Below are 15,045 nucleotides of genomic sequence, written 5' to 3' on the forward strand. Positions count from 1 at the left end.
GCTTGCTCTAAAATTCAAAATCCCAATCGACGCCCTGTGCTTGAATGAGGGCTACCTCACGGGTCAATTCAAAGTCATGCAGGAGGCGCTCGGGATCTTCCATCACCTGCTGCAACAAGCTTTTGAAGTCATTCACAAACTGTTCCATCGTTTCTCTTCTAAACAGGTCACTGCGGTAATCCAGCTTACATGTAAGTCTGTCAAAAACAGGATAAGCCGACAAATGAAGGTCAAGCTTAGCCGTGTTGTTTTGCAGTGGATAGTTTTTGACGATCATGTCCTCAAGCTCCAGCTCCCCTTCCGGATTGTCCATGTTTTGCAGGACGAAGATCGTATCAAAAAGGGGCTGACGACCTGTATTTGGCTCAAGACCAAGAGTCTGGACAAATAGATCAATCGGGTAATCCGCTTGTTCAAAAGAGGCTAGCGTATGCTCACGGACCTCCGCAAGAAACTCGCGATACGTTTTCTCGCCTTTTGGATAATTGCGTAGGGGAATGGTGTTGATAAACATTCCGATTACTTCATCAAACTCTGCAAATTTACGCCCAGCTACTGGAGTTCCGACAACAACATCCTCTTGGCCGCTGTATTTGGCAAGCAACATGTTGTAAACCGACAACAGCACCATGTAAAGTGTCGCATGTTCCTGTGCTGCCAGGTCCTGCAACCGCTGCTTCTCTTCTGCCGATATCTCGAACTCAATCGTCTCACCAGGAAACGTAATAGATTCTGGCCTTTCGTAATCAGTCGGAATCGATAGAAGTGGAGCCGGGCTGGTAAACAAGTCTGCCCAATAGTCAGCTTGAAGCTCCCCTGACTCGAGTGCAGATTCTTGCCAAACAGCAAACTCTTTTTGCTGAACTTCCAATGCAGGAAGCGTCACGCCTGCATAGAGTCGAACAAAGTCCTCTACAAGAATGTCCATAGATACACCGTCTGAAACGATATGGTGCATGTCGAACAACAAGAGATGCTTTTCCGGTGCAATCCTGATTAGCCCTGCACGCAGCAAGGGCGCTTGACGCAAGTCGAATGGCCGTACAAACGTTGCCAGGTTGGCCTCCAACTGCTCTGCACTTGCTTCGCTCACTTCCAGACGGAAGACTAGCGAATCATGTACAATTTGAACCACTTGCCCATCTATATAATCAAACAAGGTACGAAGAGATTCATGGCGGTCAATCAATCCTTGAAAAGCATACTCTACCTTCTCACGGCTCAAATCACCCTCGATGAAGCGGGCAGCCGTAATGTGAAGACTTGTGTCAGCCGGATTCAACTGCTGAAGAATAAAGAACTTACGCTGGGCAGCCGTAACAGGATAGTACGATCTGGCTTCGACCGGGAATCGTCTTTTCATAATCGTCTTGTCTGCTCCATCAATCACCTTGCCAAGATCCTGAATAGTTGGGTGATTAAACATGGTTCGCAGTGGAAGCTGTACGCCAAACTGCTGTGCAACCTGCGTAGCCACGGCGTTGATTTTTAACGAGTGCCCCCCTAGAGCGAAGAAATTGTCCCGGGCGCTGATTGTTTTTGGATCGAGCTGTAGCACATGCGCCCAGATGTGGGTGAGTGCTTTTTCCGTCTCGGTTGTAGCTGACACAAAAATAGATGTGTCTATCCGATCCTGTATGCCAGGCATCGGTAGAGCGCCTCTGTCCACTTTTCCGTTAGGGGTAAGTGGCAATACATTTTGTTTTACATAGTGCATCGGCACCATGTATTCCGGAAGCACAGTAAACAGATAATCACGCACATCTCGGGTGGAAAATTCCTCCAGGGGAACGACGTAGGCACATAAGTACTTTGCACCCGTGTCCTCTGAAAGTGCCAATACCACTGCATCCTTGACCGCAGGATGTCTGCGCATAACCTGTTCAATCTCACTCAATTCGATTCGGTAACCCCGAATCTTGACTTGATTGTCCATTCTCCCGAAGTACTCAATATATCCGTCCTCCGTGATGCGGCCTACATCACCCGTTCGGTAGAGGACATGATAGTCAGGGTCTTCTACCCAACTGGCATACGGATTTGCTAGAAAAACTTTTTGCGTCCGTTCCTCATCTTTGTAGTAGCCGTATCCAACTCCCGGACCGGCCACACCTATTTCACCTTTTACGCCACGCGGGCAGATACACTGATTTTGATCGAGTATGTAAATATGAGTGTTCTGGATCGGTATGCCGATGGGAACCACAATCTGCTGATCGCTCGGCATTTCCCTGATAATGTGGTGGGTAATATCATCGGATGCTTCTGTTGGCCCGTACATATTCACCAATGGAATTTCCGAATAGCAGGCAAACCAGCGCCGTACCAGAGGAGCAGGCAACTCCTCTCCTGTCACTGCCATCCACCGCAGATCAGGGAAGCTACGTTCGGAGTCGGACCATTCTTGAACGAGATCGAGCAGCACAGAGAGCAGAGATGGTACCACTTCCGCTACAGTGACGCGGTTGGAACACAGTACGTTATGAAGGGCCTGCGTATCCATTACCGTCTCTGTATCGACCACTTGCACAGAGCCACCCACCAGCAAAACAGCCAGATATTGCCAAACAGAAATATCGAAGCAAAGGGAAGCCGTTTGTGCGACAAGATCATCCTCGCAAAGGGATAGATCGTTGATTTTAGCGAAAATGTGGTTAATCATTCCACGATGGTGCACCATAACGCCTTTCGGTTGTCCGGTCGTGCCCGAAGTGAAGATGATGTAAGCCAAGTCTGTTCCCGCACTCTCCCGATCGATGTCCTCTCCCGAAAGTGACTCTACTGATTCGTCGGATTGACCAAAGACATAGAGATACTTCAGCTCAGGTGAGGATGCTTGAATCGACTCCAGTCCATCTAGCAAGTCGGGCTGAGTTATCAACCCTGCAATCTCGCTCTTCTGCACAATGTACAAGATCCGATGCTGCGGATAGTCTGGGTCAATCGGTATGTAGGCTCCCCCCGCTTTGAACACCGCGAGTATCGCAACAAGCGTATCCACGTTGCGCTTCATATAGATACCGATTTTCGTGCCAGGTCGTAATCCTTGCTGGATAAAATGGCGCGCGAGTCGATTGGATCGCTCGTTTAATTCCTGATAGGTTAAGGTTGTTTTTCCGTCTGTCACCGCTTTGCGATGAGGAGTCTTTTTTACTTGCTCCTCAAAGAGGCGATCAAAGCTCTGATCGCGCGGAAAATCAACCCGGTTGTCGTTGAATGAAAGAACTAACTCCCGAACCTCTTCCTCAGATAAGCACGCTATCTCAGCGATCTTCTGATTCGGTTGCGTTACGATAACGTGATAGATACGGACTAAATGCTCCATCATCCGTTCCATCATAGGTAGTTGGTATCTTTGCCCCACGTAACGCACGAGTAATTCGAGCGAGTTTCCCTTTTTAGAAAAGAGGAATTGCAACTCGCTCGAAACCTGTTCCAGGCTGTCCTGATCATGAAGGACGTCCAATAAGCAAGTCGCCTCAAAAAACGGTGTGCTGTTCCCCTGCTGCGGTACTTGCAGTTCCTCGATCAACCGCAAGATTGGGTAGTTCTGATGTTCCACAGCGACCTTTAAGATCTGCCGAACTTCTTGTAGCAGCTCCTTGATGCTCCATTCCGGGAGTACCTGATGACGCAAGGGCAGTACCTTGTTCAAAAACTCACCCGGCTCTGTTTGACGAAAGATAGCCGTTCCAACGCATATGTCCTGATGTCCCGTATATTTGGACAACAAGATGCCAAATCCACTCAGCAAAGCCATGAACAAACGCTGATCCGAGCCATTGCTCAAATGAATCAGTGCCTTGCTCAGCTCGTCCGGAAACACGATAGTCAGCTCACGAAGTTCAGACTGACGCTGAAACGAGGCCCGAGAGTCTGTTGGAAGGTCGAGTGAATGAAACTCTCGAGAGAGATTCTCCATCCAATAGTCTTTTTCGCGATCAAACTGCCCACTGGCCAGCAAGATGTTTTGTGCAGTTATCGTTGTCAAGCCAATCCCTCTTTTCTGTCCGTCATGTATTTCTTAAAAAGCAAAGTCATCGTCGTCCACTTGTCCCTGTGCTACTTGTACTACTCCATGACCGATCTGAAGTTGTCCGATGGTTCGGTTCGGGTGGGCTACCATTTGCTCCAGAAGAATGACAAAGTCTTGAGCCATCTTCTCGATTGTTCTTCTGTGATACAAGTTCGTGTTATATTGCCAGTGCATGCATATGTGATCCTCAGCCTTAACCACTTCCAAAGCCAAATCGAGCATGGCGGCTTTGCGTCTGAACTCGTACGGAGCAAACTCGATTTGATCGAGATGAACCTTTTGCTGCTCTGCTGCATGATGCAGGGTCAGCATGGCGTCAAACAACGGGTTCCTTGCTGGATCGCGAGACAATTGAATCTGGCTTACGAGTTGATCGAATGGATAGTCTCCATGCTCAAAACCGCTTAACACGTTTTGGCGTACCTGCCCGATATACTCTTGGACGGTCAATTCTTTCTTCGGCCTGTTTCGCAAGGCCAAGGTGTTAACAAACATTCCGACAACAGGGGCAAACTCCGCACGTTGTCTACCATCCATGTCGCAGCCGATGACGATGTCTTCCTGATTGCTGTATTTGGATAACAAAACAGAATAGACGGCCAAAAGAAGCATGTACAGCGTCGCAGAACTCTGACGGGTGAACGAGTCGAGTTTTTCCAACCACTCTCCAGACAGCTCTGTCAGCAACTCGTCTCCATCAAATGTCATGGTTTGGGGGCGAGGATAATCGGTCGGGATTGTCAACGGTTGCGGCTGCCCGGAAAATGCATCCAACCAGTAGGCTTCATGCTCAGCCCAACCAATCTCGGCAGCTTGTTCTGTTTGCCACCAAGCGAATTCCTTGGCCTGTACCGACAATTCCGGCAACACGTGTCCTTGGTAAAGGGTACAAAACTCCTCAAGCAAGATGGACTTCGATATGCCATCTGAAATGATATGGTGCATGTCGAAAATCAACAGATGCTCCTCTGATGAAACCTCAATGACACCGATACGAAGCAAAGGGGCTTGCTTTAAATCGAATGGCCGGAAAAAGCGTTCGATTGTCTTTTCCACAGCTTCCTCGTCTGCTTTCCATGTCTCGATCTGTACAAACAGGTCACTGTGTACTTTTTGTTTCACCTGACCTTCCATTAAATGAAACGAGGTGCGCAGCGCCTCATGTCGTGCGAGGAGTTGATCCGCAACGTCTTGAAGACGCCCTGAATCAAGGGAACCGTTGATCCGCATAACTCCCGGTGTATGATAGCTGGTAGCATCTTCTTCCAACTGCCACAACAGGTACAGCCGCTCTTGTGCGCGCGTGACAGGGTAATATTCCTGATCAGAGAGCAAGACGATCGGTTTTTGCTCCATCTCTTGGAGATTGCCTGTGAGCCTTGTCGCCAAACCACGAATCGTTGGCGCATCAAACAGGTCGCGCATGGAAAGCTTCACTTGAAAGTCACTTTCAATCCGGGATAAAAGCTGAATGGCCTTCAGCGAATGTCCTCCCTGTCCGACAAAATGATCAAGTACACCAGGAGATGGAATCTGTAAAACATCCGACCACAACTCAGCCAGCTTTTGTTCGATAGGATTTGCCGGAGGCACGTAATCACTACTGACGCCGGGCTTTACCGCAGGCAAAGCTTTACGATCGATCTTTCCATGCGGGGTAAGCGGCATCTCGGACAGTTCCATAAAGTAACTCGGGATCATATATCCGGGGAGCCACTCTAGCAGGTGCGTACGAAGCCCATCTGGCTGAACGCCATCCTTTTGCCCTACATAGTAGCAAGCCAGTTCGGTCATGCCCATTTGATCAGTTATAGCCAATACAGCTACCTGATTCACAGCAGGATGCTGAAGGACAGCGCGTTCCACTTCTTTCAGTTCCACACGATAGCCGCGCACTTGAACCTGATCGTCCATCCGCCCTAGATATTCAAATACGCCCGTTTCGCTGAGTAATCCGACATCTCCCGTACGGTAAAGGCGCTCGCCGGTAATGGGATGATTCGTAAAAGCTTTCTCGGTCAACTCAGGCTTACCCAAATATCCGTCGGTGATGCCAATGCCTCCGATACAAATCTCGCCCTTGACATCTGGGGGACAAATTTCCCCCGTCTGTCCAAGGATGAACATATGAGTATTGGCAATGGGAACACCAATAGGGATTCGGAGTGTTTCTTCAGCGGGCTGCTCTGTGCAAAGATAGACAGAGGCGTATATCGCTGATTCTGTCATCCCGTAAATATTGGCGATTCGCGCGATACGGAACAGACGATTCCATTCGCGAACCAGATTAGCCGTCAGTGCTTCTCCTCCATTAAAGACCCACTTCAAATGGGGCAACGGATCTGGTTCATTACGAGAATGCACATGAGCCAGAAACACATTCATCATCGCTGGTACGAACTGGGTGACTGTAATGCGTTGCTCTTGCAGCCAGTCATACAACGCTCCCGGATCTTTCCCGTCTTCCTCTTTCAAAATAGACAGCTTTGATCCAACCATCAGCGGCCAAAACAATTCCCACACCGAGTCCGTAAAAGAAATCGAGGTTTTTTGGGCAACTACGTCTGTCTCGCTTAGCGGAAATGTCTCCTCTAGCCAAAACAACGTATTCAGGACCTGTTTGTGCGTAATCATGACGCCCTTCGGTGCACCGGTCGAACCAGATGTGTAGATGACGTAAGCAACATCATCCTCTGAACCTGCCGGGGCTATCGCCTCATCCTTTTGACCGCGAATATCGAGCGCTGTATAGACCTTGTATCCTTCGTGCTGGAAGGAAGTCTCGTCCAAACAAATGATCGTTTCGATGCTGTCAGGTAGGTCGGGTATGATCTCATCGAGATAAATAGATTCTGTTACAAGCACCTTGCAGCGACTATCCTGCAAAAGATACCGAATTCTAGCTCGGGGATAATGCGGATCAACCGGGACGTATCCCCCACCTGCTTGGAGGATTGCAAGAACTGCCGCTACCAAACGGGAGCTCCTGTCTGCGAGTATTCCTACGAGTTGCGAAGGAACTACACCCGCATCTTTTAGGATACGGGCTAGCTGGTTTGCTTCCGCGTGTAGTTCTGCGTATGTTCTTTCTCGATCCGCCTCTACCACAGCGACTCTATCAGGCGTTTTTTCCGCTTGCCGGGCGAACAGTTCAGCGATTGTTACTTTGTTGGGATACGGTTTGTCTGTCTGATTGACTCGGGTTAACAAGTTCGCTTCATCATCAGTGAGCAGGTTAAACTCGTTCAGATCCAGATCGAGCTGCATACGTCCATTCATTGCGACTCTTCCCCTTTTTAGGTGGTGGTGAAAAAATCCCGCAAACGATTAATTCCCTCGTTATACTTGGCGGCAGAGTATGAGAGGCGCAGTGTGTTCGGGATACCAAAGTCAGAACCCGGTACAGTTGCCACATGTGTAGCTTCGAAAATTTGCGTAGCCAACTCAAGCGAGGTGCTGATACCTTTTCTCTTCATAAATGCTTCGCAATCAAGCGTGAAGTAGAAGCTGCCTCTCGCTGGCAGAGCACGGACATCCGCTACATTTTGGAAAGCATCGATCGTGTAGTCCCGACGACCTTTGTACAATTTGACCAAATGATCAACCTCATGCTGGTAATCAAGCGCAGCCATTGCTCCGAACTGTACGACTGGGTCAGCTGTGAGCAGTGTGTGGTGCTGAATGACCGTCAGTGGCTGTACCAGCTCATCTGGTACGATCGCATATCCGACACGTCTGCTATACATCCGATATGCTTTGGAAAACGCATCGGTTGTGATGAACGTAGACTTGGTATTTTTCAGCTGCATCACGGATTCGCACTCGTCATCGAAGTAGGTATTCGCATAAATTTCGTCATTGATAATAGCCGCACGACCATCTACGATACTGTCGATCGTATACAATTCGTCTTTTGTAAGAATATTTCCCAACGGGTTTCCTGGCGTGTTGATCACGACCACTTTCGTCTTGTCTGTAAAATTCTCTTTAAACGACTCCACATCAAGTCTCAATGTATCCATATCAATTTTGTAATAACGAACTTTCGCTCCGACTAGCAGCGCGCAGAAATGGTAAAGCGAGTAGTACGGAAGTGGCAACAACACTTCATCGCCCTCTTTAAGCAGGAGGTAGAACAGGTTACGGAAGAGTGTGCTGGTACCGACACTGATCACGAAATTCTCCGGTTTGATTGACACATCGTATTTTGTTTTATAGTGGGTCGCGAGCTTATCTTTCAGTTCTGGCAGCCCACCTGGATACACGAGCGAATATTTTTCAAAGCTGTTCAATGCCTGTTGCATGGAATTGATAATTTCGGGATGCAGCGGCATTTCTGACTTCCCAAGAGTCATGCGGATTGCTTCTCCACCGTTTCTCTCAAGCTCATTTGCCATCTGGTCCAGTACAAACATCAAAAAGCGCTCGTCGTGAAAATTAATAGAGGATCTGATTTCCATATTTTCCTACCCCTTTTACTTTATTTTGGATTTTTCTGCTAACATTTTTAGGATTTTCACATAGCGATCCGAAAGCGATTCAACATATGCCGTCTGAAGCATAGATGGATCATAGGTAAAAACGACATGGATACCTTTCGAAGTTTCTGCTACCTGAAGAACTAACGGACTTCCAGCCATTTCTGGCTCAACTGAACGTTTGACTTCACGTTTCCAAGTAGCTGACTGAGCTTTGAACGGAATCGTCTGGTTGACAAAAAGTGTCGGCCATTCCATATGCGTCGTCGCTTGCCAGTGCTCTGACGGATACAAAGCGAGCGTTTGCATTCGGGCACGTACTTGCTTCGTTTGATCCAATAATTGTGAAAACGAACTGATCGTCTGCATATCGACGGTGAGTGGTACGATGTTGTCAAAGTTGCCTAGCGTTTGTTCCAGCACATCTTGCGTCCGATTCGTTGTCACTACCCCAAGCGTCAAACTCGGCAATTGGGTGACCTGTCGAAGCAACAGCAGATAGGAGGCAAGCAAGATATCTCCCAGCTCTTGATCGGCATGAGTAGCTACATGCAGCAAATCAGCGTGACCTATCGGGTCGATAGACTGCTCGACTTGTCGCGTCGCTACCCCACCCGCACCAAATGGTTGAGCAGAATGTGGATTTGCTACTGTCAACCACTCGTGACGCTGGGCCTCGAGATGCCCGTAATAAAGCATTTTTTTCTGCCAAACAGCGAATGCTTCGTAGCGAGGCTGTTCTTCCACAGTCGGCTCATGCCCTTCTGCAATCGCCTGATACAGAGCCTCCCATTCTTCCATGAGAAGTCCGAGACCTCGCCAATCACTAAAGGAGCTGTGAAGACTTCCAATCAATCGATAGCGATCAGTAGCCAGCTTTATCAGTTCAAAACGAGCCAAACTTCCTGCTTTGTCCTTAAACGGCCTCTTTTGCTCGGCAGCCAATCGTTCTCGCAACCATATCGTTGCCTCTGCCTCGCTTTTCTCCTGTAAATCACATAGCGCAAGCGGAATCGGTTCGGAAAAGCCTTGGGGCGATAGCAGAGGAAAACGTCGCACAAGAGTTTGCCATGCTTGCTGCATATACGCCAGTTCGATTCTGCTTCGAAGCTCGATGTCAAAACATCTGACAGCCACAATCCCATCTTCTTGTTCCTGCTTGAGCAAACGTTCCTGAACGAAGGAATAGATGGGCGTTGTTTCCGAATGAAACTCGCCTAGAATCGGCTTAGTTCTTTCTGCAGCTGATTTCCCGTCAGTTAAAAGTAGGTAGGGGGCATCTGTCAGTTGCAGAATACGTCCTGCCCGGTCTGCAAAAGAAACGGGAATGCCGCATGCTATCAAGGTGTCGATCCGTTCGATCAGGTTCGCTACCCGATCCTCGATTTGGTAAACGCCAGAACCACTTTTCATGAGCTCGCGTTGTTCTTGTGTGTGCTCCATTCGAGGCTCGACTAACTGGATGCTGCTCTCTCTCGCTTTGCCAAGTGTGATAATACTGGCTTGCGATTGCCGATCCAGATATTTCTCGTGAACACGGTAGCCCATAAACGTATAGAACGACAGTGCCTTTTCAGCATCTGATGTAAGTAACCGGACAGCAGATCGCTGATCGCTGCTTTGCCATTTGTCATGCGTCATGTTCTCGCTCTCTACAAGTTCAATCAAGCCAACTGATTCCAGAAAGAGAAAGGCAACGAGTCTATGATTGAAAAGTACCGCTGGCTTTGGAGCGCTGACCAAATCGTATTTGAAGCCAACATCAACTAATTTTTTCAAAAAATGATCAATATTGGAAACAGAAAAACATAGATGGTACGGACCCGTCCCCTTCTCTTCCAACAAACGAACACAAGGTGACGTTTCATCGACAGGCGCGATTAGCTCGATTGGCACACAGCCCGGTTTCATGCACATCGAGAGATACACGTTTTGTTCTGGATCATGCAGGGAATCGCTTGCATCAAATCCAAGAGTGCCATACATGATTTGAGCCGGACCCAGTTCTGGAACTGCAACTCCGACATGATGAAGGCGGTTCATCACGCCCTCTTTTTCTGTTTGGTGATATTCGATCTCAACATCATCCAATCGCTGTTTCGGATGCTTCAGAAGCGCTGTGAGTACACGCAAATAATTGTCCGCGAAGCCTTCCATTGTCTCCGCTTTAAACAACTGGGTATCGTATTCCAGCACGCACCTGAATTGATCAGCAAGCGGTGTAATATCCAGCTTAAAGTCAAGCTTCGACGTCTTCGATTCATGCGGAACCTCTTCAAATTGCGCGTCGCCCACTGTAAACTGCACTTCTTGCTCCCGCTGGTTATGGAAGATCAGCATCGTATCAAACAATGGATTTTGCGTTTGCTGGATGCCTGCGGCGCTACGAGCAACGATCTCTTCAAACGGATACTCCTGATGTTCGTAGGCCAGTAGCAGACTGCGCTGAACCTCTTGTACAAAATCGGTATACACAAGATCGGCACGTGGACGATTGCGTATCGGAAGGAAGTTGATAAAGACACCGACGATCCGCTCCAAATCGGGATGGTTTCGTCCAGCTACGAGTGAACCGACAACGAAATCTTCCTGAGACGTGTATTTCATCAACAACACGTAATAAGCTGACATCAAAACAGCATGGACAGTCACTTCGTTCTGCTTGGCAAATGCATGCAAATCACCGTACGTAGAATCAGTAAGGAAGAACGTATGGTGATCCCCCTGGAATGTCTTAACAGAAGGACGCGGGAAATCCAGCGGAAAAGACATGATCGGGACTCGGTCGCTGAAAGCATCCACCCAGTATTTTTCCTGCTGATTCCACTGATCGCTCCCCCGCTTCTGCCACTGCCAGTCTGCGTAGTCCTTGTACTGAATTGGCAATGCAGGCAGCTCTTCACCCACATACAATCTAGCGAAGTCTTCCATTAACACATTCAGTGAAATGCCATCCAAAATAATATGATGAGAGTTGAACAGCAGATAATGCTGAGTGGCTGTGACCTCGACTAGGCAAACCTGCAGGAGAGGTGCTTTCGTCAAATCAAAAGATTGCCGGAAGTCTTCCATCAGTTCGTCCAATGTCTTGCCGTCGCTATGAATGGTTTTGATCTCAAATGGCACATTGTCGCTAATGTACTGATACACTTCTCCATCCTGTACCGCAAACGAAGTACGGAATGCTTCATGCCTTTGGATGATTTCCGTAAACACACTTCTCACTCGACTTACATCCAGATGACCGTTCACCGCGATTACACCCGACATGTTGTAACTGGTGCTTTCCCCTTCTATCCCATGCATCACGAAAATTCGTTTTTGTGAAGAAGAAGCCCTGTATCTCTCCGCTTTACTTACCCGATCAATCGGCGTGTAGGATATCGGCTGTCTACCCCTGATGCGGTCAGCTAATTGTCGAATGGTCGGGTTCTGGAATACATCCTTGATCGTGATGTCTGTTTTACTCTCTTTTTGCAATCTGGTCACGAGTTGAGCGGCCTTCAGCGAGTGGCCTCCTAGCGAGAAAAAATGATCGTGCACACTTATTTTTTCGACTGCCAAAAGTTCTCGCCATATTTGTGCCAATTGCTGCTCAAGTTCATCTGCCGGGGCCTCTTCCTTTCCCGTGCGATACTGCGTGTAATCCAGACGTTGCAAGGCAGTCTTGTCTACTTTTCCACTCTGCGTCCGAGGCAACGCATCAAGATGGACAAAAAAGGCAGGTAGCATGTAGTCAGGCAGATAAGTCAGCACTGCTTCTCGCAGAACGTGTTCCTCAATCGGATGCATCGCAACCAGACATGCAACCAAATAAGGATCACGTTTTGACTCCTGAATGGCCACGACCGCTGCTTCCCGGACACCAGGCTGACGGCGCAGGACAGCTTCAATTCCCTCCAACTCAACGCGGTTGCCACGAATCTTGATCTGAAAATCCTTACGACCAAAATATTGCAGATGCCCTTCATCCGTCCAGCAGGCCAAGTCTCCTGTACGATAAAGCCTGCCAAACGGGGTCAGGATATAGGACGCTTTGGTTCTTTCCTCATCAGCGATGTAACCTTCCGTTACTCCCATCCCGCCTACGTACATTTCTCCTATTACCCCTTTGGGCAACAGATGAAAATCTTGGTCCAGAAGAAAGACACGAACGTTGTAACTCGGATGTCCAATCGGAAGCGGGTTTTCAAAAGGCCCTTGTCGCGGTACACAATACCCAGATGCTGAGATACTATTTTCCGTTGGGCCATACAAGTTGTACATCTGCGCTTGAGGTAGCAAGGCTGCATGTCGCTCCACTAACGAAGAAGACAACATCTCTCCTGTACACAACACTTTTTGAATCGAATTCATCGAGCCATCAGTCACGTGGTCAAGCAAAGCGTGATACATCGTAGGGACGACGAGTATCACGTTTGCCTGTTGGCTCTCGATGGCAGCGGCGAGCTTTTGCGGAGACTTGTTTTCATGTCGCTGCAATAAGCAAAGGGTACCGCCGCTGATCAGTGTGCAGAATATCTCGACAACAGATGCGTCAAAAGTCAACGTGGCGATCTGCAACGTTCTCGTCTGCTCTCCGAACCCGACAAACTCAATGTGCCACCAAAGAGCGTTGATTAATTGATCATGCTTTACACGCACACCTTTTGGTGTACCTGTCGAACCAGAAGTAAAGATGGCATACGCAGTACTCGAAGGTACCGTTTTTCGCTGTGGTGTTTGAATTAACTCCTGCGCCCAGCATGCTGGTTCATCCAGACGAAACACCCTTGTTTGCAAGTCAGCGACGAGTTCCAGATAGCTACCCTCTGTCACAATCAGACTAGGCTGAATCTGGTTTACGATCTGTTCGATTCGCGCTTTCGGCAAGTCTGGATCAAGCGGGACATAGTAACACCCAGTTTTGAGGATAGCTAGCAGTGCAGTAATCATTTCAGGGGAACGATCACACATGATAACTATCGGTCGACCTGCATCTGTCACCTCCTTTTGCAGAGCCCAAGACAGGCGATTGGCTTGCTCTTGTAACTCCTTGTAGGTCACAGTCTGCTTTCCTTGTACAAGCGCAACTGCATCCGGTGTTTTTTCTGCCGCTTGATCAAACAACTCGTGCACGCAGTAGTTACTCGGAACTGGCACGACCTTCATCTGTTCCTCGATCATCTCGTGCCGCTCATGATCACTGAGCAAAGTAAGATCACGAATCTCTTGATCCGGATCAGCCGCAATCTGCTCGAGAAGGCTCAGATAGTGAAGCGCCAGGCGTTCGATTTCCTTCGCTTGAAACTTCCATGCCTGGTAGTTGACATGGACTGTCCATTCATCACCTGGTGATACTTCCAGCACCATTGGATAATCGGTTGTTTCATGTGAAGTGATATTCTCCAGCTCGAAGTCAAGTTCCAATCCGGCCAGCGTCTTGTCGATGGGATAGTTTTGGAAAACGAACAAACTGTGCGCCAAAGGGGTTTGTGCGTCCATCTCTGAGCAGTTTTTCAACTCAACTGCTGGCACGTACAAATGCGGGGCCATCTGGTGCTGTTCTTCCATCATGACACCCAGTAGATCTTTGACTGTTGTCGTTTCTGTCCGTTTGACCCGGAGCGGATACGTCTTGATGAAGAGGCCGACGATATCCTCTACTCCAGTGAGATGGGCAGGACGTCCGGCGTACGCCACTTCAAAAAGAGCATCCCGCGTATCGCTGTATTTTTGCAGCAAAATACCCCATGCGGCTTGCAACAGTGTGCTGATTGTCACACGGTAACGCTTGGATGTTTCCTCCAATGTCTCCGTTAGCGTTTGACTGAGCCGAAGATGATAAGAAGAATACCGCGGCTCTTCGTTACGATCCCGCATATAGGGAAGCGGTGTAGGAGAGCTAATTCCTTGTAAGGAATCTTTCCAATACGATAACGATTGTTCTTTCGATGCTTCTTTGAGGAAACGCAGATACTCCTTGTATTTCGCCTTCTGTTTGATCGCAGGGGACAGCCCCGAGCACAATTGTCCATATGCTGTAAATATCTCTCTTAGGAGAATGCCGGAACTCCATCCGTCCATGAGTATGTGATGAAATGACCATATGACTTCATAACGATACAACTCCATCCTTACTACTTGAATGCGAATGGTATTGCCCAACTCAAGCGTGAAGGGTGTTTGCTTGTCCTGTGACAACAAGACAGACAGTTTTCTTTCCCGCGCTCCAGATGGTAACTCGCACCAATCGAAATAAGGAATCTCCAATGTCTTTTGCTTGAGAATCAGCTGGACAGGGGCTTGAAGCCCCTCCCAGCGAAAAACCGTACGAAGCATTTCATTGGCCTCAAACGCCATCGTAACAGCCTGCGTAAACAAATCCAGCTGAAACTTGCCACGAAGGGTTAGCCGATGCTGTTCGAAATACAAATTGGAATCCTTTTGGAGTCGGTAGTAAAACAGCATGCCCTCCTGCGTTGGACTTAACGGCAAAATGTCAGCTATATTGTTTTTGTCGATCTTGTTCATCACAATTTTTCTCTCCTG

Annotated in this window: 4 protein-coding genes; all 4 read right to left on the bottom strand. The window is 48.4% G+C overall.

What is annotated here, in order from left to right:
- Positions 1 to 7: 7 nt before the first annotated feature.
- The 4 genes from edeK to edeN are packed head-to-tail and all read right to left on the bottom strand — an operon-like array spanning position 8 to position 15,027.
- Positions 8 to 3,991: an edeine non-ribosomal peptide synthetase EdeK gene (gene edeK / locus HPY27_RS00625; protein WP_174224148.1), complete on the bottom strand. Its 3,984-nt coding sequence runs from the start codon at positions 3,989 to 3,991 to the stop codon at positions 8 to 10.
- A gap of 33 nt (positions 3,992 to 4,024) precedes the next feature.
- Entirely contained in the window at positions 4,025 to 7,315 is a 3,291-nt protein-coding gene (gene edeL, locus HPY27_RS00630) for an edeine non-ribosomal peptide synthetase EdeL (RefSeq protein WP_174224149.1), read from the bottom strand.
- Positions 7,316 to 7,332: 17 nt separating this feature from the next.
- Positions 7,333 to 8,496: a pyridoxal phosphate-dependent aminotransferase gene (locus HPY27_RS00635; RefSeq protein WP_174224150.1), complete on the bottom strand. Its 1,164-nt coding sequence runs from the start codon at positions 8,494 to 8,496 to the stop codon at positions 7,333 to 7,335.
- Between the two features lie 15 nt (positions 8,497 to 8,511).
- Positions 8,512 to 15,027, bottom strand: coding sequence for an edeine non-ribosomal peptide synthetase EdeN (gene edeN, locus HPY27_RS00640; RefSeq protein WP_174224457.1), 6,516 nt, complete (start codon positions 15,025 to 15,027; stop codon positions 8,512 to 8,514).
- Between the last annotated feature and the right edge of the window lie 18 nt (positions 15,028 to 15,045).

It is taken from the genome of Brevibacillus sp. HB1.1 (assembly GCF_013332445.1).
Taxonomy (GTDB): Bacteria; Bacillota; Bacilli; order Brevibacillales; family Brevibacillaceae; genus Brevibacillus; species Brevibacillus porteri.

Excerpts from the sequence above, each read along its gene's own strand:
- edeN (WP_174224457.1), bottom strand. The coding sequence starts at position 15,027 with ATGAACAAGATCGACAAAAACAATATAGCTGACATTTTGCCGTTAAGT.
- HPY27_RS00635 (WP_174224150.1), bottom strand. The coding sequence starts at position 8,496 with ATGGAAATCAGATCCTCTATTAATTTTCACGACGAGCGCTTTTTGATG.
- edeL (WP_174224149.1), bottom strand. The coding sequence starts at position 7,315 with ATGAATGGACGTATGCAGCTCGATCTGGATCTGAACGAGTTTAACCTG.